Annotated in this window: 16 protein-coding genes; 8 read left to right on the plus strand and 8 right to left on the minus strand. The window is 44.5% G+C overall.

All coding sequences use genetic code 11. The features are described from left to right. Position 1 precedes the first annotated feature (1 nt). Both putA and ACP7AA_RS05680 read right to left on the minus strand, forming a co-directional pair. Positions 2-3,229: a bifunctional proline dehydrogenase/L-glutamate gamma-semialdehyde dehydrogenase PutA gene (gene putA, locus ACP7AA_RS05675; protein ID WP_426222891.1), complete on the minus strand. Its 3,228-nt coding sequence runs from the start codon at positions 3,227-3,229 to the stop codon at positions 2-4. 702 nt (positions 3,230-3,931) lie between these two features. Then, entirely contained in the window at positions 3,932-5,227 is a 1,296-nt protein-coding gene (locus tag ACP7AA_RS05680) for an NCS2 family permease (RefSeq protein ID WP_201563518.1), read from the minus strand. A 568-nt stretch (positions 5,228-5,795) separates the two neighbouring features. Between ACP7AA_RS05680 and tolQ the strand changes: the two genes are divergently transcribed. The 4 genes from tolQ to ACP7AA_RS05700 all read left to right on the plus strand — a co-directional run bounded on the left by tolQ (position 5,796) and on the right by ACP7AA_RS05700 (position 9,597). Beyond that, positions 5,796-6,542 carry a protein TolQ gene (gene tolQ / locus ACP7AA_RS05685; RefSeq protein ID WP_201618645.1) on the plus strand — a complete coding sequence of 249 codons (747 nt, stop codon included), beginning with the start codon at positions 5,796-5,798 and terminating at the stop codon, positions 6,540-6,542. Further along, the gene (gene tolR, locus ACP7AA_RS05690; protein WP_201563520.1) at positions 6,539-6,997 is read left to right on the plus strand and encodes a protein TolR; all 459 of its coding nucleotides are present in this window, start codon (positions 6,539-6,541) and stop codon (positions 6,995-6,997) included. The genes tolQ and tolR overlap by 4 nt, the downstream gene beginning before the upstream one ends. A gap of 135 nt (positions 6,998-7,132) precedes the next feature. Continuing rightward, positions 7,133-8,176 (plus strand): TonB C-terminal domain-containing protein, encoded by a 1,044-nt coding sequence (locus ACP7AA_RS05695; protein WP_426222892.1) that lies wholly within the window; start codon positions 7,133-7,135, stop codon positions 8,174-8,176. A 128-nt stretch (positions 8,177-8,304) separates the two neighbouring features. Continuing rightward, entirely contained in the window at positions 8,305-9,597 is a 1,293-nt protein-coding gene (locus tag ACP7AA_RS05700; RefSeq protein WP_426222893.1) for a translocation protein TolB, read from the plus strand. Between the two features lie 316 nt (positions 9,598-9,913). Here ACP7AA_RS05700 and ACP7AA_RS05705 read toward each other — a convergent pair whose 3' ends face one another. The 3 genes from ACP7AA_RS05705 to ACP7AA_RS05715 all read right to left on the minus strand — a co-directional run bounded on the left by ACP7AA_RS05705 (position 9,914) and on the right by ACP7AA_RS05715 (position 14,040). Continuing rightward, positions 9,914-10,546, minus strand: coding sequence for a c-type cytochrome (locus tag ACP7AA_RS05705; RefSeq protein WP_201563584.1), 633 nt, complete (start codon positions 10,544-10,546; stop codon positions 9,914-9,916). Between the two features lie 76 nt (positions 10,547-10,622). Beyond that, a complete protein-coding gene (locus tag ACP7AA_RS05710) occupies positions 10,623-12,224 on the minus strand; it encodes a flavin monoamine oxidase family protein (RefSeq protein WP_426222894.1) in 1,602 nt (533 codons plus the stop codon). 361 nt (positions 12,225-12,585) lie between these two features. Then, positions 12,586-14,040 carry a cytochrome c gene (locus tag ACP7AA_RS05715; RefSeq protein ID WP_426222895.1) on the minus strand — a complete coding sequence of 485 codons (1,455 nt, stop codon included), beginning with the start codon at positions 14,038-14,040 and terminating at the stop codon, positions 12,586-12,588. Positions 14,041-14,742: 702 nt separating this feature from the next. On the opposite strand from ACP7AA_RS05715, the gene ACP7AA_RS05720 reads away from it, so the two are divergent. Next, positions 14,743-15,036, plus strand: coding sequence for a hypothetical protein (locus tag ACP7AA_RS05720; protein ID WP_426222896.1), 294 nt, complete (start codon positions 14,743-14,745; stop codon positions 15,034-15,036). A gap of 90 nt (positions 15,037-15,126) precedes the next feature. Here ACP7AA_RS05720 and ACP7AA_RS05725 read toward each other — a convergent pair whose 3' ends face one another. Continuing rightward, positions 15,127-15,750 carry a flavodoxin family protein gene (locus tag ACP7AA_RS05725; RefSeq protein ID WP_271133126.1) on the minus strand — a complete coding sequence of 208 codons (624 nt, stop codon included), beginning with the start codon at positions 15,748-15,750 and terminating at the stop codon, positions 15,127-15,129. A gap of 520 nt (positions 15,751-16,270) precedes the next feature. Between ACP7AA_RS05725 and ACP7AA_RS05730 the strand changes: the two genes are divergently transcribed. After that, positions 16,271-17,533, plus strand: coding sequence for a YeeE/YedE family protein (locus tag ACP7AA_RS05730; RefSeq protein WP_426222897.1), 1,263 nt, complete (start codon positions 16,271-16,273; stop codon positions 17,531-17,533). A 121-nt stretch (positions 17,534-17,654) separates the two neighbouring features. Here the strand turns inward: ACP7AA_RS05730 and pgeF are convergent, their stop codons facing one another. Together pgeF and ACP7AA_RS05740 are read right to left on the minus strand one after the other, a co-directional pair. Further along, positions 17,655-18,527: a peptidoglycan editing factor PgeF gene (pgeF, locus tag ACP7AA_RS05735; protein WP_426222898.1), complete on the minus strand. Its 873-nt coding sequence runs from the start codon at positions 18,525-18,527 to the stop codon at positions 17,655-17,657. Between the two features lie 100 nt (positions 18,528-18,627). Next, positions 18,628-19,695 carry an RluA family pseudouridine synthase gene (locus tag ACP7AA_RS05740; RefSeq protein ID WP_426222984.1) on the minus strand — a complete coding sequence of 356 codons (1,068 nt, stop codon included), beginning with the start codon at positions 19,693-19,695 and terminating at the stop codon, positions 18,628-18,630. Between the two features lie 929 nt (positions 19,696-20,624). Here ACP7AA_RS05740 and ACP7AA_RS05745 point away from each other — a divergent pair. Beyond that, the gene (locus ACP7AA_RS05745) at positions 20,625-21,797 is read left to right on the plus strand and encodes an outer membrane protein assembly factor BamD (protein WP_426222899.1); all 1,173 of its coding nucleotides are present in this window, start codon (positions 20,625-20,627) and stop codon (positions 21,795-21,797) included. A gap of 178 nt (positions 21,798-21,975) precedes the next feature. Then, the gene (locus tag ACP7AA_RS05750; protein ID WP_426222900.1) at positions 21,976-24,153 is read left to right on the plus strand and encodes a DNA primase; all 2,178 of its coding nucleotides are present in this window, start codon (positions 21,976-21,978) and stop codon (positions 24,151-24,153) included. Positions 24,154-24,198: the final 45 nt, after the last annotated feature.

Here is a 24,198-nt window from a genome sequence, read left to right on the forward strand (position 1 = left end):
CTTATGCGATTTGTGTTTGAGTAAGTGATTCAGTCGTTGTTGACTCAGATTGCAGCTGCATGAGACGCGCCACATAATGTGGACCACCCGCTTTTGGACCCGTACCCGATAGACCACAGCCACCAAATGGCTGAACGTTTACAACGGCACCGATTTGGTTACGGTTGATGTAGGTATTACCAACAAACGCACGGCGCTCTATATGCTCAGCAATATTTTCAATACGGCTATGGATACCCAAGGTCAGACCAAAACCAGTCCCGTTAATGCCATCGATAAGCTTGTTAAGGTCAGGCGCTTTATAACGCAATACATGCAATATCGGACCGAAATGCTCGCCACCGATAACATCGATACTTTTGACCTCAATCGCCGTTGGCAAGACAAAGGTAGAATGCTCTTCGCTGACAACCGAGCTTGCACTCATAGGCGTCTGCGCCAAAATAGTTGCGGTTGGCTCAGCGCTCATACGTTCGATATGTGCCTCCAGACTGCGCTTGGCATCCGCATCAATCACCGGACCTACGTCTGTGGTGACGTGTAGGGGATTACCGACGACCAATTCTGCCATAGTCCCTTGTAGCAATTCGATTAAATTATCCGCGACTTCTTCTTGGACGCATAAGATACGACAGGCTGAACAACGCTGACCGGCCGAGCCAAAGGCTGACAATACCGCATCTTTAACCACCTGTTCAGGTAGTGCTGTTGAGTCAACAATCATGGCATTTTGACCACCCGTCTCAGCAATAAAGACCGGTAGCTCGCCACTGGCTTGCACATGATTGTTTAAGCTTTGGTTAATACGCTGCGCCGTTTGGGTTGAACCGGTAAAAATAACGCCTGCGATATTATCAGCAGCTGTCAATGCACCACCAACATCGCCCGCACCCGTCACTAACTGTAATGCTTCGGCTGGAACCCCAGCTTGATACATTAACTGCGCACCAAAATGAGCGATTAAGCTGGTCTGCTCGGCAGGTTTAGCTACTACTGTATTGCCTGCTGCTAGTGCTGCCACGATTTGACCGGTATAAATAGCCAATGGGAAGTTCCAAGGGCTGATACATACGAAAGTACCGCGCGCTTTATAAACCTGACGCGAGGGTTTACCTGTTAAATCAGTAAACTCATGAACTACGTCGTCTAAACGCTCTGCTTCGTCGGCATAAAAGCGGCAAAAATCAACGGCTTCTTTGATTTCATCGATACCGTCTTGCATGGTTTTACCGGCTTCAATCTGGCAGAGCGCCATCAGTTCAGCATAGTTTTCTTCATATAAGTCTGCCACTTTGCGCAATATAGCAGCACGATTCGCGGCTGGTACTGCTTGCCACGCACTTTGCCCTGCCACTGCCGCATCGATAGCTTGCACCGCCAATTCCGCATTGGCATATTTTACCTCACCAGCGATAACCTCATGATTCCAAGGCGCACGCACTTTCTGAGATTCAAGCTTATGAGTCTTACCATCCGCTTCGTATTCATCAACCGCTTTACCATTGATAATAGAAGTTGCTGACCACGTTTTATGTAGATGACTATCAATAGCAGCTTTAAACGGTAGCCATTGCGATTCTACAAAAATATTGGGACCGAAACTGGCACGACGCTCGCCATAGATATCTAACGGCAGCGGAATATCAGGGTTATGTAAAGTATCATTGGTCAATAATTTGTCGTATGGATGCACGGTTAGCTTATCAATGGGATAAGATTTGTCTAATAATTGATGGACGAACGAGCTATTGGCACCGTTTTCAAGCAATCGACGTACCAAATATGGTAATAAATCTTTATGGGCGCCAACCGGTGCATAGATACGTACCGGAATTTGATAAGCTTGCAAGATATGGTCATACAGCGCATCGCCCATACCATGTAGACGCTGAAACTCAAAGTCTCTATGCGCACTCATGGTCATAATCGACGCTAGCGTGTGCGCGTTATGCGTCGCAAACTGTGGCCAGATGAGCCCACGCAGATGCTCAGACAATAAGAAGCGCGCGCAAGCAAGATAAGCAGTATCGGTACCCTCTTTACGTGTCCACACAGGATAGCCGGATAGACCTTTTTGCTGCGCCAATTTAATCTCAGTATCCCAATACGCACCTTTGACCAAACGGACCGGAATACGATCGCCAACTTCAGTTGCCAAGCGCGCTAACCACACTAAAATCGCAATCGCGCGTTTAGAGTATCCTTGGACTACGATACCTAGGCCATCCCAATCAGCGGTTAAGTTATCGCGATATAGAGACTCAAATAGTTTCAGAGAAATCTCAAGGCGGTCGGCTTCTTCGGCATCGATACTGATATCGACATTAACTTCACGCGCCGCTTCAATCAATAGTAGGCAGCGTTGACGCAATAGACCCATGACTTGCTCTTCTTGGGTCGCTTCATAGCGCGGATGCAAGGCTGACAGCTTAATAGATACCGACGGCTTTGGCATACCCTCTTTAACTTTGATACTGGCAGTGGCTTTAATCGCATGCAGATAATCGTTGAAGTATTTTTCAGCATCTTTATGGGTAATGGCTGCTTCACCTAGCATATCAAATGAATAGGTATAGCCTTTATTACGATAAGGTTGGCTGTTTTTATTCGCCCCTTCAATGGTTTCGCCCAATACAAACTGATGACCCATAATACGCATGGCTTTTTGCATCGCACTACGAATGACCGGCTCACCCATCTTTTTGGTCATGCGGTCCAAAAACCCTGATGCCGTAGTATTGCTATCAATACTGACCACACGGCCGGTCATCATCATGCCCCATGTCGAGGCATTGACCATGAAGCCATTGTCATTTTTTATGTGCTTTTTCCAATCAGCCACACTCATTTTGTCATGAATCAGCGCATCGGCAGTATAGTTATCCGGCACCCGAATCAATGCCTCCGCCAAGCTCATCAGCAGAATACCTTCTTGGGTATCGAGGCTATATTCAAGTAATAATGAGTCAACCATTTTCACAGCTTTGCCATCATTACGTACGTGCTCGACCAGTTGGCGCGTCTGCGTCGCAGCGGCTTCACGTTCGCTATCAGTCGGCTTGGCAAGGGGCAACAATTCTGACAACCAACGTTCTTCATCCACGCTATATAAAGGTGAAATACGGGCGTGCAGCGTTTCTGATGACTGAGCAATATAGTCTGGCGCTAGCAAATCTACCGGCTTAAATAAAATCGGCTCTTGCGGGGTAAACTGGTCTACTGGGTTCATAACAACTCCATAACTATCGTTTAAAAACCATAATAAATAGCGTGGTAAGAGTTCTGATTATTTTGAAAAATACTTATAACCATCATTAAATTGAATACATGATTAAATTAAATAATAGTCGTCGATGAATATTTACAGCAATAATCAAAAGGCCAAACCACACCATCACAAAACGAGAAAATCCAGCATAGGCTGGACGCAGTCAAGTAGGTCGTTTTAGTGTTAAACGGGCTACGTTAACAATATAAAGGCAACAACGAACAGCTAAGCGGCATTAGTGCCTTCTTCTTGTTAGTAGTGAATGGAGAGTGATGCTCAGATGCGGTATCGTTTTAATAAAACCGTATCTGTCATCTTATATGACGCAAATTCACTGTAAGAAAAACCTCTACGGCGTTGATTGAGGTGATGCGCTTAGCTTAGTCATGGTAGCATAAAAAAAGCGTCAAACGCACGCTGTTACTTATTTTAACCAAGCAGAATATGGTTTAAAAACAATTGGTTATTAACATCACAGTAAATATCACGATTTGGTTATATATCTAGATTACTGACGCTCATTTAACTGGTTTTTTGAAGCCATAGTTAGGGTTTTCCTATCCCACTTATTCACGTTTTACTTATGATTTTCCTATAAAAAAACCCTCTTTATCAGCTTAGTAGATAAAGAGGGTTTTTATGGTGAACACACTAGCTAATATTTTATAAGAAGACAATCTTAATCAATAATACAGCTGTTAAAAGCCAAACAGGAATACTCACATCAGAGAATTTACCAGCGACTACCTTGATAGCGGTATAGGTGATAAAGCCAAGCGCAATACCGTCAGCAACAGAATAGGTCAAAGGCGTAAATAACAAGACCACCACGACTGGCGCCGCTTCTGTTAAGTCATGCCATTTAACGTCTTTTAATGTGCCCATCATCAGTACTGCTACGTAAAAGATAGCCCCGGCTGTCGCATAACCAGGAATCATGGCGGCAAGCGGTGAGAAGAACACGCTGAGTAAAAATAGCACGCCAACGGTCACAGCCATTAATCCAGTACGACCTCCGGAGGCGATACCTGAGACACTTTCGATATAACTGGTCGTTGATGAGGTACCCAGTAGAGTACCTGCTACAGTCGCCGTCGAATCTGCTAGCAGCGCTTTACCCATATTAGGGATTTTACCATCTTTACCAATCAAACCTGCTTGACTGGTGGTTGCAATCAGCGTACCTGCCGTATCAAATAAATCCACAAATAAGAAGGCAAAAATAACACTAATCATTGCTACATCAAACGCACCAGCGATATCAAGCTGCATAAACGTTGGGGCAATAGACGGCGGCGCTGAGATAATACCTGAAAACTGGGTATTACCGGTGATAAGGCTAATAAGTGCTACCAGCAAAATACCAATAGTGACCGCACCTGGTATTTTTTTGTGAGACAAACCAACAATAATAATAAAACCAAGTGCTGCCATTGCCGGCGCAAATGCTGTCATATCACCAAGACCTACCAATGTCGCATCGTTATTAACGATGACACCAGCAGTTTGCATGGAGATAAACGCCAAAAATGCACCAATACCAGCGACAACGCCTTGTTTGATACTGTCCGGAATAGAATTAATGATGATTTCACGGATTTTAAATAAGCTTAGTAGGACAAAGATACAACCTGACAAAAATACCGCGCCAAGCGCCGTTTGCCAGCTGTAGCCCATGCCCAAAACCACGCCATAAGTAAAGAAGGCGTTGAGTCCCATACCTGGGGCTTGCGCGACTGGCAGGCGGGCATAAAACCCCATGATAAAACAACCAATAGCGGCGGCAAGACAGGTGGCAACGAATACCGCGCCTTTATCCATTCCAGCGTCAGCAAGTACGTTAGGGTTGACAAAAATGATGTAAGCCATGGTTAAAAACGTGGTTACACCAGCTAAAATCTCTGTTTTGATCGTGGTATTTTCACCGTTGATCCCAAAATAGCGTTCGATTGCGTTCATAAGAGTCGCTTCCAAATAGCAGTAAGTAAATTATCATTATCCACCTGCGTTGATAAGCGCCGTTTTGCAATAGCGACCATCAATGCTGCTTTTAAATCAAACATATAAAAATACATCCAAATTGCGACGATAAATGACGCTTCCAAATTGCGACTATAAATGACGCTTACAAACTAAGATTCGAGATGATGTTTTTAATCCTTTAGCCACATATAACTTTGGCAAATGCAGAGCCACCATGAAAAGCGATAGCAACAAACAATTACATTCTAGTGAAATTGTCTTACAATTTCAATTAATGTCACGCTTTTTAAATGAATGAGCACAATTAGCTGACTATATCGACAGCCTTATAAAAACCATTTACTATTATAATTTTTGCACCAACGATTAAATTTACATTTAACACTTTAATAAATGACCTTTTTATCATTTCACAGTACACTACGGGGTTATAGCGAGGAGGCAGAATTAACATATTGTGAAAATGCTACCCGCCCCTAGCCGCTATAAGCATTTAGCCATTAAAATCAAAGCCGTTATTATTAATTACCCATGAGCCTAACCCATGCCTGAATCATTAAATATTGTCGACCTCATCACCCAAGCCAGTCTATTGGTACAGATTGTGATGGCATTGTTATTATTAGCCTCGTTGCTTAGTTGGGTGATTATTTTTCGTATGAGTGCCCGTTTGGGTACGGCCAAAAATTTCGACCAGCAGTTTGAAACTTGGTTTTGGTCAGGAGAAGATTTGGCGAAGCTTTATCAAGGCGTGCAAGGTTCGCCTGAGCGCCAAGGACTTGAGCAGATTTTTTATGTTGGGTTTTCTGAATATTTAAGAATGCATAAAAAGCGCCAGCCTAAAGATGACATCATCGATGGCGTTGAACGTAAGCTTCGCGTTGGCTTGGGTCGCCAGCAGCAATTATTAGAATCAGGATTGACGACGCTGGCAAGTATTGGTTCGGTAGCACCTTATGTCGGTTTATTTGGCACCGTTTGGGGCATCATGAATGCCTTTTTGGGACTGTCGCAAAGCGAACAAGCGACCCTAGCCACTGTTGCGCCCGGTATCGCTGAAGCCTTGATTGCCACTGCCATGGGTTTGTTTGCCGCTATTCCTGCGGTATTGGCTTATAACCATTTTACCGCCAAATCAAGCCGCCTATATGACTCACGTGCTTTATTCTGTGATGAGATGACGGGGATGCTACAACGCGAAACCAGTATCGAAAATCCGCAGCCTAGTACGCAAGTCAGTCAAGTTAATCAAAGCAGTCAGGTAAAAAGCAGTCAGGTAACCGGTCTATGAAACAAAGTCCCTATCGCCGTGAGAAAAAAGCGCTCAATGCGGAGATGAACGTTGTTCCTTATATCGACGTCATGCTAGTGCTACTTGTTATCTTTATGGTCACAGCACCGATGCTGATTACGGGCGTCGACGTTGATTTGCCAAAAGAGCAAACCAATACCATGAGCCAAAGTCAGCTACCCGTGATTGTGTCGTTAACGGGCAGTGGCGAGATTTTTATCAGTTATGAGAACAATATCGACTTGCCGATTAGCGAGCCGGAGCTGATTGATACATTATCCAATCTGCAAAATCAAAGTAGCGAAGTGGGTGCACAGCCTTTACAAGTGATGATCAATGCCGATCAAAACAATCAGTATGGCGCTATCATGACCCTGATGGCAACCTTACAACAAGCAGGCATCCAAAAGGTAGGGCTATTGACAGGCGCGCCTTTGCCCGCGCCCTCATTATAAGACCGCCCACTTTTAGCTCAGTTGGTTATAATAAAGTAGATAATTTAATGAAGCTCTTTTTTCAGTCTCACGTTCTTGAATGCTCTGTTTTTGAGTGCCCTATGTTTAAGTACCCTATGTTTAAGTACCCTGTTTTTGAGTACCATATCCTTGAGTATCAGTGCCATGCGTAATGCGCCAACCGTTTATGTGCCGACCGAACCTGAAGGTAACGGGCTAACCTTGCCTACGTTGCTCAGTTTACTGACACATGGCCTTGTGATTGGCATCCTAATTTATAGCTACCAGAATATGGAAGTCGAGACCGCGGGCACTATTGAAACCGTCATGATATCCCCTGAACAATTGGCTGAGATGCAAGGACAGATACTTGCCAATCGCGCTGCAGCGGCCAACGCCATGCAAGCCGACAGCGGTGCAAGCGGCTCATCCAGTAATACGCCAGAAAACAGTACTGATGGCAGCGTCAGCTACGACAGCCCAACGCAGCCCAATTCGCAGCGCGTGCCTGTTTTTACCCGTTCTGATGATTCTGCTAGTCGCCCTATGCTAATGAGTGAAGAGCAGCATCAACGCCTACTTGAGCAAACGCAAGAGTATGAGCGTAATATGGCGGAGTGGGCAGCGCAGTTAGATGAATCTGTGTTAGAAGAGCATGAGCAAATTGAACAAGATAAGAAACAACAGCTTATTGAAGAGCAAAAAAGGCTCGGAGATTTTCGCAATAAGCAAAATAATCCGCCTAAGATTAAACGCCCTACGGCCAATGATAGAAATATAGAAATCAATACCGGTGGTTCTGGTAGCGCAGGTCAAACGCTTAGCTTAGGAGATGATGGACAGTCGATGCTATCTGGTGACGCCACGACTTCAAGTACCGCAAAAGGCAGTAGCCGCTCGGCATCCAGTGGCAGCCGCGGTGCCAGTAACAGTGAAATTATCAACCTCATCAAACGCAACTATAATCCACCGACGGCAGCAAAAGGCTCGACTCAGCGTGCAACCTTAACCATCACTGTCAATGCCAGTGGTAATGTGGTTAACGTCTCTCCCTCAGGACCTGATAGCGCGGTCAATGAAGCCGCTAAGCAGGCGGTGTTGAATACCGGCAGCTTACCAATTGACGCCGATGATCCTAAATACCCTACCTTTACCATACAGTTTAAGGGCAGCAATTAATCAGTTGCCCTAAGACGATATTATTGCTAACTTTAGCTAACGCAACCTATATATACGGCGATATTATCGTTATCGTCAGTTTACCGCCTTTAAAAAACATTATCCCAACCTAGGAGTTCGATTTGGTCATGCGCATCCATAAAAAACTATGCCTCTCTTTACTTGCCAGCACCTCAAGCTTATTGCTTGCTCCTAGCGTCTTTGCAGCACCCGTCGTTCTAGAGTTGGATTATGAGATTCCGGTGCAGCAAAACCAAGTGGCTTTTGTGCCCTTTGCTGGTGACACGACCTTATCGTCTATTGTCTTAAATGATTTGAGCAAAACAGAGCTAAAAGTCACCAGTCAAAACCTACCGCAGCAGCCGCGCAGTAGTAGCGAATTAGCAGGCACACTACCTGTATGGCAAAGCATGGGTATCCCTTATCTTGTCGTTGGTAGCACGCGCAGTAATCGCGGTAAAGTCGTCACCGATTATGAAGTCATCGATATAAAATCTGGGCGCGTGATAGAAGGTAAGCAAAGCCTCACCGCTGATAATAATAAAGAAAGCATGCGTTACGCAGGTCATGTTATCGCTGATAAAGTATATGAGCTTATCACTGGTATTCCCGGCGACTTCTCAGGGCGCATTGCCTATATCGAAGAGATTGGCACTGGCAAAGAGAAAATATCGCGCCTAAAAGTAATGGATGCTGATGGCGAAAATGCCAAAACCATTACCGAGGTGGCAGGCTCTATCTTCTCGCCTACATGGTCACCCGATGGCAATCGCATCGCTTATTCAGTGCAGCGCGATAAGTCTTATCCTATTATCTATGTACAAAGCGTGAGCGGCGGCGGTGCGACACCATTAACGCCCTTCCCTGGTAGCAATCTTAGCCCTTCATTCTCACCAGATGGCAGCAAAATACTGTTTTCTAGCAGCTTTGAAGGCAGTGCTGATATTTATGAGATGAGCGCTAGCGGCGGTACGCCTCGACGTATCACCAATTGGCCAAGTAGTGAAGTGCAGCCGAACTATGCCCCTGATGGCAAATCTTTTGTCTTCGTCAGTGACCGTGCAGGGTTTAACAAACCGCGCATCTATCGTTATGAATTTGGTTCAGGACGTACGACTCAAGTATCAAGCAGTGGTTATGCGACCAGCCCGCAGTTTAGTAGTGATGGTTCACAAATTGCCTTTTTAAGTGGTCGCTCAGCTGCCATCATGAACAGTGGCGGCGCGGTCACTGCCAACTTGGGCAATACTGGTATCGACGAAGCTCCAAGCTTTTCGCCCAATGGTAAACGCGTGGTTTACGCCTCAAAGCAAGGTGGTAAAGGCGTACTGACCATCAAATCATTGAATGGTGGCGAATCATTTGGTAAATCTGGTCAAGGTACTATCCGCTCGCCAGTTTGGTCAGCGAGCCCTAAATAGCTTATGAATTTATTAACTTGTCATTTTACCAGTTAAGAAAATCCTAGAAATCAAATCTTTAAATATAAAAAAGCGCCTAATAATTTATTAGGCGCTTTTTTTGGCTTGGAATAATAGAGCGATTTTTATAGTAATAATCAGTGATACAGTAAAATTACTTTAAAATCGATACAGTGCGACTGGGATGAATTTTTCGTAGCCTCTGTGATAACAGCAAGCAAGGAAAATTTATACCAGTCGCACACAGCTATAACGTCACGCTTTTATTTTGAACTGACTATACTAAAAATAAGCACTAAAACATTAACTCATTGCATTACTCATCACTAGGATCGCTAGCTGGTGGAACTGCGTGTCTTAGCTGCGCCACATCTTCAGCGGTAACTGTATCAGTATAACCATTTAAATCACTGACCACATACTGAGTGACCGCCGCCATCTGCTCATCATTCATCATCTTATGGAAGGATGGCATGCCACGAAAGCCATTAATCAAGATATCAATGATGTAATACTTCGATTGCATCTTACTGTTATCAGCCAGTGGCGGATAATAACCTGCGCCATAAGCACCCTCGCCTTTATGCATATGACAAGCGGCACAAGAGTCGTGATATAGCTTTTTACCATCTGTCGTCACAAAAGCATTCGTGCCTTCAAACTTGGCTTCCCATTCGGCAATACTTGGATCGCTATCCATAGTAGGAAGTGAGCTGTTATCGACGATGTTGATGGCAGGGGCAGCAAGCTCCTCACGGCTCATATATACGCCGCCCCACGCCCCCGTATTACGACTTGCTTGATAGTCATTGGTTGTCAAGGAGTCTTGATCTTGTACCGTAGAAATGGTCACTTCATCATCTGACTGTTGACTACAGCCTAAAAGCGCTGCACTGCTCATCACACTTAGCAGCATCACAGTCAGCAGTTTGGGGGTCATGTTTTTCATGACTTTTTTCTTCACGACTGCCTTATTCACGATTGCATTGTCCATGATAGCCTCTGAATTTTTATAGTTATTCATATTAACCCAGCATTTTTGCTTTTTTATGTAGGCGCTTGGCGGCATCCATACCAGATAAAATAGCGCCTTCTTGCCATGCCGGAATGTGTGAGCAATGCTCGCCCGTGAGTACAATACGATTATCAATACTACACAAGGTGTCATAATGCTGACGACGAGTCGACTCATTCCAAATACCATAACAACCAAGTGTCCACGGGATACGGTGCCATACTACTGATGTACCGGCGCGGAACTCTTTTGGATACTGAGGATGGATATACTTACCGTAAGCCAGCGCGACATTGATACGCTCTTGCGGGGTTAAGGTATTAAATTTATAAGAAGTTGGGCCATAACCATAAGCGCCTAGCAATACCCCAGTACCGTCTTTGAACATATTTTCTGAAGGATAAGCAATCTGCGCTATCGGCATATCGGTATAGGTCAAGCCGCCATAGATCCACTCATCCTCTTCCCAAAAGCGGCGATTAAACTCTAAGCCCACTTTATAAGAAGTCTCGTAAGGCACAGCTGCCATCGCCTCTTTCATCGGTTTTGAGACGTTGATATCAATTTGGGTCAGTACCGTTAATGGAATATTACACACACACCAATCAGCACGAATGGTTTTGGTCGCGCCATTTGGACTATTACTGTCGACATAATCAACGGTAACGCCACTTTCATCTTGATGAATCTTGGTCACTTTGGCATTAAACTCAATCATATCGCGGCATTCGCGGGTGAACGCATCACCGATTTTACCCATACCGCCAACAGGCTGAAACATGGTTGGCTGATGCGCATAGGTCATATGGTTGCCATAAATATCTGCCCACATGCCTGAATCTAATATCTCACTGATAGGCAAAGGCTTTGATGGGGTTTCATCGGGCATCAGGCCGCCACCCGGAAAAACACTATAACCGCGATGCTTACTGTTCGCATTGCTGGCACGGTAGCGATAGTCTTTATCGAGTACCCCCCAACCTTTTAAGCCTTCTAGGAGCTTTTCTTTATCTTCTTTATTAACCGAACGATCAAGACCGCCAACATTGACCGCTTTTGATAATAGTTCTGATACATGCCCTTGGATGTCGTTTTTTACATCACCCAAACGCTGCGGCACACCATTAAAATGGGTACTACGATGCAGATAAGCGCGGTCATTGGTCTGAATAAAAGGCTGCATCTCAACGCCGAACTGTTTGCAATAATGAAAAACGGCATAGTGATGGCTTGGCAGACGCCATGGTCCACCATTAAAATAGTTACCTTCTTCAAAATCGCAGGTGACTTCTTCGCCGCCAAGCTCGGTATATTTATCACCGCTATTGAGCGTCCAACTACGACCGCCACCACGGTTTTGGAACTCGAGCACCTTGACATCATAGCCCGCTTTACGTAGCTCGTAAGCCGCGGTCAGGCCGCCTAGACCGGCGCCAAGAATGACGATACTAGCGCCCGGCGGTGCACCCTTAAGGTCCATGGTTTCCTTAAAGCTCGATTCTGAGGCAAATCCTAACGTCGTCATTGCCTGATACATCGCGGTTGCGCCCGCTGTTTTACCAATCATCGAGAGCAGTTGGCGCCGCGTTGGTGATTGAAGCATGTCTTTCATAATAATATCCTTAAAGTAGACGTTCGTGCATGACGGTAAACACGGGTGCTTAGACACTGATTCTTAGACACTGGTTTTATTGATAAACACCTATCTTTATTTATCAGTATTTATGCTATTTATCAGCTTGGCTTAATTCTGCGTTTATTTGCCAAGCTGCCCTGCGCTACCGTATTGCCGTTAATCCCTGTCTTATAATAACTGTTTGATAATAGCTGTCTTATAATAACTACCTAAAACGCATTTATAAGCTTACTAGTCCGCTGTTTGATTGAGTTCTTTGCTATTTTCATGACGTCAATTGAACGTAGTTAAATCAAAACCATGGCCTTTAAAGTCATTACAAATAGCGAAATTCGAATTAACGGCGGCGCTTAGAACCTAAAATGGCTCGTATAATAAATATAATGACCGCAATAGCAACGAGAATACCGAGGATTGCCAATAAACCTGCGTACTTGATTAAGAAAGGTTTATCCACCCCTGTGTTAGCGATGCGATCGACATCAGCAGCACCGACCTCACTGTTAGCAAGCCCACCAAAATTGACACGTACATAGTTGGCAATGCCAGCAATCTGTTCACTATTCAGCTCTTCTGAGAACCCAGGCATGATAGGCGACGTATCAGTTGCTCCCTCTACCCCATGCAATATCATATTAACGAGGGCATCAGGCTTTTCGCGGCGAATACTGCTGAGTCCCACGATAGGCGCATAACGCGCATCAGGCTGACCGTAACCATCGACACCATGACAGCTACCACATGCTGCTAGATATAGCGATTCTGGCGAATTGCTACCATTACTCACCTCTGTTTTTGCTTGGGCTAAATAATCTTTTTGCGCAAGTAGATCATGAGTGATAGATTCATTGACGGGCGTTGGCAAGCGTGACACATCAACAGCAGAGACCTTATCTTCTGTTTGAATGGCTGGTATCGCTTTTAGATAAGAGGCAATAGCACTCAAATCTTCATTTTTTAGATAACGGGTACTATGCGCGACTGCTTCACCCATAGGGCCACCCGCATAAGCGCGTTGGTCTAGCTCACCGGTACGTAGATAGGTGATAATATCTTGCTCACTCCAACTACCGATACCGCTCGATTCATCGGGCGTGATATTTGGCGCATGCCAATGCCCAAGCTGAGCACCTGATAGATACATTTTTTTATCGAAACCCATGGTGCTATTACGCGGGGTATGACAAGTACCGCAATGCTCTAGATTGTTGACCAGATATTCACCGCGTTTTTGGGTCTCGTTCAGTCCGTCGCGCTTTTCGGTAGACGGTACGTTGAGGAAATTCCAGCCAAGCATTAAGCTGCGAATGTTAAAAGGAAACGGTAAATTGGTTTTGTGCTTCGGGGCTTCATCGACGGCCGGTACGGTTTGCAAATAAGCAAACAATGCGCTGATATCTTCTTCCTTCATGCCGCTATAAGAAGGATATGGCATGGCAGGATACAGCATGTGGTTTGGTGCACGGCCTTTTTGCAAAGCGTTCTTTAAATCCGCTTCGGTATAATCGCCGATACCGTAACGTTTAGAGGGCGTAATATTGGTTGAATAAATCTCTCCCATCGGAGTTTCAATCGCTGTGCCGCCAGTGTAATCCTCACCATGGCATGCCATACAGTCAGCAGCACGGGCAATATATGCACCGCGGTTGACAAGCTCGCTATTGGCAGGGCTTACATTAGGCAAGCTGGCATTGGGTAAGTTGGCATTAGGAAGGTTAGCACCTTCAGCCATTGCGGCGCTGGAGGTAATACCAATGACAAGCATCGATAACATCACAGAAAGTGGCTTCATAATATCCTCATATAGCTGGCACCTAGGGTGTTGTAATTATTGTTGGAATAAGACATTCGATATTGGGCAAGTTTTTATAACTGATGACTTATAATGCCCAATGCATAATCCATTAAATGAGGTAGCAAATCGTCCAGTAAATGCTTCATAAAAGAGGGTGATAAAAGCAACTTAATAAAGATAGTTGCTAAAGAATGTCTACTCACCTCACTAATGTAAGACTATTTCACGACTATTACTTGAATAGTAACGGATTGGCTGCATTTTTTTACAAAACTTAAAGAAACGCTTTAGCGCTGCTACCTTCATATAAATTAATATGTATTTTTATATTATAATTATCAATAATTAGATAAATCCTTTAGAAAACAATCACTAAAGCCTAATAAATCTTAATTTTATCCGTAAAAACGAATATATGAAACAATTTATCTACTAAATTTCGGCTTTATTGCTTATCATTATCAATTATAAGTGTACATAATAGATACATAGCGCTTAGAGTCAATCGCCTTTCTCTGTCCTGATATCTACGGTTCTCTCTAGCTTACACATTATCTCAACCTTAATAATAAATAGCCTTTTGTATTCTCCATTGTATTCCCCATTGTTTTGTTTATGATAAGCGCCATGCTAAAGTCGCGCATTATTTTAACGTCGTTAACCATTTTAAAATCGCCAACTAGCGCCCGAGATGTCCTTATGAAATCATTTGCCTTTATATGTCTGCTTGTAGCGACGATACCTCTGACAGGTTGCCAATCTTTCCAATTTGTCGAAAGCCCAATTCCTGTCAAAAATCTCCCTGCGAAAACTTTCGCTGTTAAAGACCGGCCATTGACCACTGTGCCGAATAAAAAAATCTCTACCCCTACCACCGCATCAGTTATGATTATTCCTGCTAAGAATACTGTTGATAATCCCTTTATCACTGATAATGATGTTACTAGAACCATTGTGGTTAAAAAGGTAGCAACACAAAATAACGCTCAATAAAAAAAGCAGATATCGATTTGATATCTGCTTTTTTATTTTGCGCTTCATAAAGTATTCAAAATACTGATAGCGCCTGAGTGACTGCTTAGGCTAGTTTTTAGCGGCTTCCATCTGCTGTTTAGGCTGATGCTTGATAATGGTCTTCGCCAAATGGTCACCAAACCAGATAGCTGTATCAATATCGCCCTTCCCTGGGGTTTCTTCAGGTGGACCATCTAGCGACTGAGTCATCAAACCCAAAAAACTTGAAAGACGATTTAAATCATGCGCTTCATGACCGGTTGGCATAAGCGGCAGACCTATCCAATTCATCCCGTGCTGCATGGTATAAAGACAAATCTGCTGCAAGACGGCAAGCTTATCGCCGCTCAGACCGCCTGAATTGGCAAAGCCTGCGGCCCACTTACCTTCCCATTTACGATGATACCAACGCTTGGATGTCTCATCCATAAAGGTCTTAAAGCCTGCCGTCACGCTGCCCATATATACGGCACTACCAAAAACCAGTAAATCCGCCTGATCCAAAAACTCCCAATCGACATCATGAACATCGACCGCTTTGGCTTGTGCTTCTGGCAATTGCTGGCGCGCGCCCATCACTATGGCTTCGGCAACACGCCTAGTATGTCCGTAGTTACTATGGTAGATGACAGCCATCGATACGTTAGGCGGATTGTCCGTGGAAGCTGAGGAAGGCGTGATAGATGTAGTCATACGAACTCTAATAATGGATTGGGTGAATAGTAGTGATGCTGCAAATGTTAAATAATTTTTATTATAAATACTTTAGGTGGCTACTGTTATGTAGCAGCTAGCTATTATATAGGACAGCGGACGCATTAATTCATTGATATGAGGCAAGCTTTGATAAATTCAACCTTCACTATGCCGCGCTATTTTTAGACGCTGAGCTTAAAGGCGAAATTAAATGGATGATATAGTTATTGAAATGACTATATAGAAAGAAGCATAGCAAAATACAGGAAAAAAAAGATATCGGCTAAAATATATTTAAGCACTGCTATCCGTTGATCTCCATCTACTTATTCCATATATGAATATGTTAATTCCCGCTCTTCTTGTAGTGATTCTTTAAAACGGGTCTATCATATAGCCCTTATTCAATCATACCTAGAAAAATCTGTTGGATATTCCAAATACCTTATCATAACCAATGATACAAACCATGAACAATGAACTCTGAAATATTATATCAGAGAAGGATGTGATTCCCTTGACGACTATAACGACGAGCGTTCAGCCCGTGAACGATACACGAGAGCCTATTGCTAAAGAGACGCTGGCTTTAAATAAGCCACAAAAACCATTGATAATAGCTGGCGTTATTGTTGGTTTTATTCTGTTGGTCTATCTGTCTATTACCCAGACTACCGCCCAGCCGCTGCTTTTTGCTATCGGCTTATTGCTCGGCTATACCCTATTTCATGCCCGCTTTGGTTTTACTTCTGCCTTTAGACGTCTGATGTCGGTTGGTAATGGGCAAGCCATGCGCTCTCATATGTTGATGTTGGCCGTTGCGGTTACGTTGTTTGCGCCCATTCTTGCTTATGGAACGACGATTTTTGGCGGCTCGGTCGCAGGTTATGTGTCGCCAGTCGGTGTCAGTTTACTGGTCGGCGCTTTTGTATTCGGTATTGGCATGCAGCTTGGCGGCGGCTGTGCTTCTGGTACGCTTTACGCAGTAGGTGGCGGACGTTCGGTGATGTTTATCACCTTTATTTTCTTCGTCATTGGCGCGACCATAGGTGCTTATCATCTGCCGTTTTGGACAGAAGAGATGCCGTCCTTTGCTCCTTTTTCTTTAGCCACCTCTACTGGTCTTGGTTATAGCGGTGCTTGGGTGTTGTCTTTGGTACTGTTTGCTTTGATTGCGTGGGTTACGCTCGTTGTTGAGAAAAAGACCAAGGCTCCAAAGATGGCTCCCGTTCCAACTGAATCAGGTTGGAGACGTATTTTTCGAGGTTCTTGGCCGTTATTCGCAGCCGCCATTGTCTTAGCGATATTAAATGCTTTAACCTTGCTCACGCGTGGTCAACCATGGGGCATTACTTCTGCATTTTCATTGTGGGGCTCTAAAATCGCCAGCAGTTTTGGTGTTGATGTTGCCAACTGGGGCTATTGGCAAGGGGCGAATGCCGCTGCATTAAATGCGTCTATTTTCGCTGATTCAACCACGGTCATGAATATCGGCATTATCATTGGCGCTTTTATTGCCTCAGCAGCGGGTGGTTTATTCAAATTCACTCAGATTACTTTGGGGAATTTCGCCGCTTCGGTGATTGGCGGATTAATGATGGGCTATGGTGCACGTTTGGCATTCGGCTGTAACATCGGTGCTTACTTCGGCGGTATCGCCTCTTTTAGTGCTCATGGTTATATATGGGGCATCATGGCGATGGCAGGGACTTTTTTAGCCTTATATCTGCGTCCTTTATTCGGATTATCTGTGCCAAAATCGAATGATTCTGTATGCTAATTCATCAAATGTCGTCTTAATAAAACAAAAAAATAGCAGGCTAATGATAAGCCTGCTATTTTTTATTGCACCATCAATATAATACGCTTCATTACTTAAAAACTATGGCCAATTGTTTGCATCAAGAAACAGCAAGGCTGCGAACAATGACCAATGCCATACGTCCTGTCGCAGGCTGCTGAAGATGCGTTTGACGCCGATAAGAATAATAATGCGGGTCAGCATAACTACAAGGTATAGCGGACTCATTGCTAACTTTAATACCTGCTGCATTTAATTGGTCAGCCGCCAATTGTGGTAAGTTCAGCTTAATTTTATCCGCTTCAGAAGCTAAGACGTAACGTTCTTCAAAGCTCTCTAGATGCTGCGCTGCTAAGGTTTGATTTTCGATACAACCTGTTAACAGCTTATCTCGTACTTGCCTGCCGACTTCATAATTTTCTTGACTGATACAAACCCCAATCCACGCCATGATTGGTTCAGAGCTGCTAAAGCGTTCAACCGTCGTTTTAATAACACCGCATGCCAGCCCTTGCCAGCCTGCATGTATGGCGGCTATCTGCCCCGTTGCCGGTTGGTATAAGACTATCGGCACACAATCGGCGGTCATCACCGCAAGCCCTAAGTTCGCTTGGCAGCTGACCATGGCATCGGCGTCGAGCGGACGCATAGCCGGCGCAGTCGCATCGATATCATAAATCTGCTTACCATGAACCTGATTGAGCCAGTGTAAGCTATCAATAGGTTGGCGCTGTGTTGCTGCCAATTGCTCATTGATAGCGCTCAGCAAATGCATGCGATTGTTTAAGACCGTCTTTGCATTGTCATTAACATGCAAGCCTAAATTTAGCGCCCCATAACTTGCCTGGCTTTTTAAATTCGCAGCAATAGCGTCAGCATTATCGTCACTGATAAAAGCAGCCGTTTGGAAAACAGCTACTTCATCAAGCTGAGCGAGCAAGGTAATAGGAAGCTTGTTTATTGTGCTAGTCATGGTCGATTTACCACACTTCTCATTATCGTTATCGTTATCGTTATGAAGGCATTAGCGCTAATTTATACTTTTTAAATAAACATCATGAAGTCATGAATGATTATTCTTCGTCATAGCCATCGCTTAAGACTGCCATCAATTGCTGCATATCTTCAGGGATGGGTGTGGTGACTTCGATATCTTCGCCAGTCGTTGGGTGAACGAAACCCAAGGTATAAGCGTGCAATGCTTGGCGCGGGAAATTATTAATCGCTTGACGCTGCGCTTCTGTTAAACCAGCACGCAATTGACGACGACCACCGTAGACACGGTCACCGACTATCGGATACGTAATATGGCTAAGATGCACGCGAATTTGGTGCGTACGTCCTGTTTCCAGACTGACGTCTAGCAGACAGTAGTTATCGTTAAGCGGCGTCACGGTTAATAAATGGGTAACGGCTTCGCGTCCTGCCGTCATCACGGTCATTTTGGTACGCTGATTGCGATGGCGACCAATGGGCGCGTCAATACGACGATGACGCAGTAAACTTGCTGCATCTCCTGCTACCACACATTGATAATGACGATAGACGGACTTGTCTTTGAGCTGCTCCATCAATGCCATTTGTGCAGGCTTGGTTTTACCAATAAGCAATAGCCCTGAGGTATCTTTATCAATACGGTGTACCAATCCGGCACGCGGCAAATGGTGCTGCTGCGGGTAGTGATACAGTAGCGCATTGACCAAGGTGCCGGTTTGATTGCCAGCGCCAGGATGGACAACCATACCAACAGGTTTATTAATTACTAAAACATCGTCGTCTTCATAAACCACCTCGATGTCGATATTTTCTGGTTGATCTTCGCTATGCTGCTGCAGGGTCGTCGATAAATGTAAGATATCACCGGCTTTGACACGGATTTTTGGTTTTTGCACACTACCGTTATAAAGTAAGCTGCCGTCAGTGATCCAGCCTTGTAGCTGGGCACGCGAAAAATCGGTAAATACTTTTGACGCCAATTTATCAATACGTAAACCCGCCTCCTCTTCTACTACCGTATGTGTGACATCAACGATGACAGGGACGGCTTGGCCAGCGACTGACGCTGCATCATCGCCGTCCTCATCGTCTTCATCAAGTAGCTCGCCATCCACCAATTCATCTAGCTCATCATCATCGGACAGCTCTTGCATCTGCTCATCAGGCGCACTTTCATGGTCAGCAAGCAGCTCATTATCCTCTAATAACTCATTTGGCATCGTCGATTTTTGCACGGGTGAACCTTTCGTTGGTGAAGTTTTCATGGCTAACTGTTGCGCGGATAACTCTTGCGCAGATAGCGTTTCTGATGTTGATGTTGATATATTAGCATCTAGCGGTTGATTCTTAGGTAAATTGGTCGTCATAGCATCATTATTCATAGCGGATTCATACATGGTAAAGTCGCTTACATTGTTTTGTAAGCTGACCTCATAAGAGAGCAGACTAACGCTTGCTGACCGGCAAAAATAAGTGCGGGCAAAAAAAGCAAAAGTCACATCGTCATAGTGTAACATGCTGAACGCCTAAGCCCTACAGAAGCTGCGCGTTATCTATGATTTTATCATGACCATGCGACAGGTTCTCAGCCGTCATATATTGGGCGTTACTCGCTAGATTAACTCTCTAAAATATAACATGGCTGTAATTTACTGTATATTTGTCCCTGTCAGCCATATTCATTATCGCTCGTGACAGCGGCTCATGCTACACTACGGGACAATGTCACCATGGCCACCATACATAAAGCATTAGCGTAACCAGACATAAAGCATTCGCCGTTTAACTACAAAATAGATAACGAAAAAATAGACGAAGCAAAGGTTATTCTATAAAGTAAGCCATGTTTTGCTGTATGCTATGGCACTGAATTTTTAAAATAAATATATTTTATTCATACGAGCAAAACTGCATTCGATAAAAACTCTGTTGCTAATGAGTGCGCTTATTTATAGCGCCTACTCATTAATAGACAGTTAACGGATGCCGCAAGCATCGTTTTTTCATTATTATCCTTTTATTATTTAGCCTAATAGCGTCGCTGCTATTACGCGTCTTGTGTCGGAGAAGAAGTATGCAAGCTGTTGGCAATACGTTTATCAAACTGTCCTCAATCACCCTACTTGCCCTAAGTATCAACTTGGTGGGTTGTCAAACGTTTAAAAACCTAACCGGCGGTAAAGACGTGGATGCGGTTGAAACTGCTGAGAAGTCAGAGCAGCGTTACTATAATGACGCCATCGCCCAGATTGATAAAGGTCGCTATACGCAAGCTGTTGAAGATTTGACCAATCTGCGCACCTTTTACCCAACCGGACAATACGCCGAACAAGCATTGCTCGATATGATGTACGCTCAATATGAAAGTGGCAAGTTTGAGACCGCTGCTGCCAGCGCTGAGCAATTTATTAATTTGTACCCGTCTAATCCGCAAGTCAGCTATGCTTACTACGTACGCGGCGTGGCCAATATGCAAGGCTCGTCAGAGGGTTTAAAACTGTTTAAGCTTAATCAAGCTGAGCGTGATACCGCGTATTTTCGTATTGCCTTTGCCAATTTCCAAGAGCTTATCAATAAATATCCTAACAGCCCTTATGCGCCAGATGCCGCTCAGCGTATGACTTTTATCTATAATCAGTTTGCCGAAAGCGAGATGAGCGCGGCGAATTGGTATATCGAGCGCGAAGCCTATGTCGCGGCTGTAAACCGTGCCAAGTGGGTGTTCCAATACTATCCATTAAGCGAATCAGTACCTGACGCTATTGCGGTACTGGCTTATAGCCATGAAAAACTCGGTCTTAATGACTTGGCTAAAGAATATAAAACCCTGTTGCAGATTAACTATCCAAACATGCTAAGCGCTGATGGACGCGTTAAATTGAATACCAAACGCGAGCGCACTTTGTTGAATAAATTGACCTTTGGGCAATTGAATCGCTTTAACAAAGACACCTCAGTTGCGACAGGCGATTACAATGGTGCCACCAAAACTCAAGTTATCCGTAATGCCAGCCAATTAAGATTGCCGAGCAACAATGCGGCAGCTGCCAACGCGAGCACTAATGCTAACGCACCGTTAAATATGTCTCCAAAACGTACTACTGGCATTAATATGGGTCTAGGTCTACCTGAAGCGTCAGCTGAACGCGTGACGAGCCAATCGAGCACCGGCGATGCCGCCAGAGAAGCCAATGTCGATCCGCAAAACACCAATCCTGTACGCCGTACGACGATACCTGCGGAGTAAACTGATACTACCCTCGTCTATTTTAGACGCTTAGCGCCTATCATCACAAATAAGGTCAACATTCTGTTGGCCTTATTTTTCTGTTTTTACTTCTTATACTTTTTATCTACTTTCAGTCTTTATTTCTAGCTGATTGTCGATGCTTAATATAATTGACCTATGGTAAACTGTTTTTTGTATGAGCATTCCTAACCATATTCTTGAGCAATTAAATAGCCAAGCTGACTTAATCAGTATCATTGGGCGTCATACCACGCTTAAACGTGCCGGTAGTGAGTACAAGGGCTGCTGTCCGTTTCATGGCGAAAAGTCGCCGTCTTTTTATGTCAATCCGCAAAAGAACATCTATCACTGCTTCGGCTGTAGTGTCGGTGGTAACGCCATCAGTTTTTTGCGTGATTATGAAAACCTTACCTTTATCGAAGCGGTTAATGAGCTGTCCAAACAAACGGGCATCGAAGTACCAAAAGAAGAACAACAAAACGTCAGCTATCAGCGAATTTCTCCTAAATCTATTACACCACCGCCAATAGCTAGTTCAACTGTCAGCGCTAAAAGCCCAACACAAATCATTAATGCACCTTCTATACTTTCTGTTTCTAATAGTCAGGAACAAAGCCAAAATAGCTATCGCGATCAGAGTATTCATGACAACAATAGTAATAGCTATGATGATTACCCACCATTAGCTGCTTATGACTCTGTCCCTTATGCAACCGATGGCTATGATGCTAGCTATCAAGGTGACACCAACTATCAAGACAATAGTAGTTATCCACCTGCATGGTTAACCGGTGATGCTGATACTACTGCTCTCTACGATGATAATAGCGTCTCTGATAAAGACGGCAACCTTTATGAATTATTAGAGCAAATCCAGCAGTTTTATCAGCATAATCTCACTATCCATCCGCATGCCAAGCATTACTTTTTATCGCGTGGCATCACCGAAGACATCTTTGAAACTTTTGGTCTCGGCTATGCGCCCTTTGGTTGGCAGCATCTTGAACATCAATTCCCGCAGGACATTGAAGGGCTTAAAGCCTTGGGCTTAGTGCGCAAATCAGAATCAGGGCGCGACTATGACCTACTTCGTGATCGGGTTATTTTCCCGATTCGCGATAATCAAGGTCGGACCATTGGTTTTGGCGGTCGCGCGCTTGATGACGAGGTAAAGCCCAAATATATCAACTCGTCCGACTCGCCTGTCTTTCATAAGCAGCACGTACTATACGGCTACTATGAATCTCGCCAACAACGTGCTGATAACTGGCTGGTAGTCGAAGGCTATATGGATGTCATTGCCCTTTATCAAGCTGGTATTTATGGTGCGGTAGCTTCTATGGGTACGGCGATTAATGAGAGCCAAATATCACGGCTGTTGACATTAAACCCTACCCTGACATTGAGCTTCGATGGTGATAGCGCGGGACAAAAGGCCGCTTGGCGCACGCTTGAAGTCGCGCTGCCTGTGCTTGGCGATGATAAAGAGCTGCGGTTTTTAACCTTACCTAACAATCATGACCCTGATACTTTTATAAAAAGTCAGGGCGCAGATGCGATGCGCGAGCAAATCGCCACGGCCATGCCGCTATCGCAATATATTTTTGCTTACTTAAGTGAGCGCTATGACTTAACCTTGGCAGAAGGTAAAGCCAAGCTTATGTCGCAAGTGCGCGCGTTGACCACCGCCCTACCTAAAGGCAGTAGCTTTCGTTATTTGCTGAATAATGACATTTATCAAAAGCTGGGCGGTAAACGTAGTCAAAACAAAGAGGCCAAAGACGCGCTGCTAGATTTTGATGGCGATATGACCATCAGTCAGCAATTGCAGCTGTGTTTTTTATTCCAGCCGCGCGCCTTAAGTGATGACCCTATCGAAGCCATTTGGCAGCAGGCAGGTATTAATGATTTGCAGCTGCCGGCGCATATTAAACAAAAAGCCTCTGCCGATATATTGCGTCCACTGGCATGGGAAGACCTGCAAGATAACGCCCTGCTCGATATCGTCAGCACCATTAAGCGCTGTCTTAATTATTTACCTAAAGACGCCAATGCAGCGGCGCACTTTATCTTATCCAATGTCAAACCCAGCACCCAAGAGACGCTTAGCCGCGATTGGGGCGGATTTTATAAAGCGCTTACCACGCGCAATATCTTAAGCCTTGATGGTTTGGTTGAAGAGTTGGTCAGCCAGTTGATTGAACGTCATATGAAGAAAAAAATCCAAGATTTGGTTAAGAACCCCGACAATATAAAACTGGCGATTGTCCGTAAGCAGTCACAATTATTAAACGACTGGTTACGCGCGCAGCAAGCAGAGCAATCGGCACAAATGGCAACGGTGAAATCTTAACGTCTAGGCTGGGATACGTCCTAGATTTTATTTATGGACAGCGAC

Origin of the sequence: Psychrobacter sp. DWR1-2-3 (genome assembly GCF_049896465.1) — a bacterium.
Classification (GTDB): domain Bacteria; phylum Pseudomonadota; class Gammaproteobacteria; order Pseudomonadales; family Moraxellaceae; genus Psychrobacter; species Psychrobacter maritimus.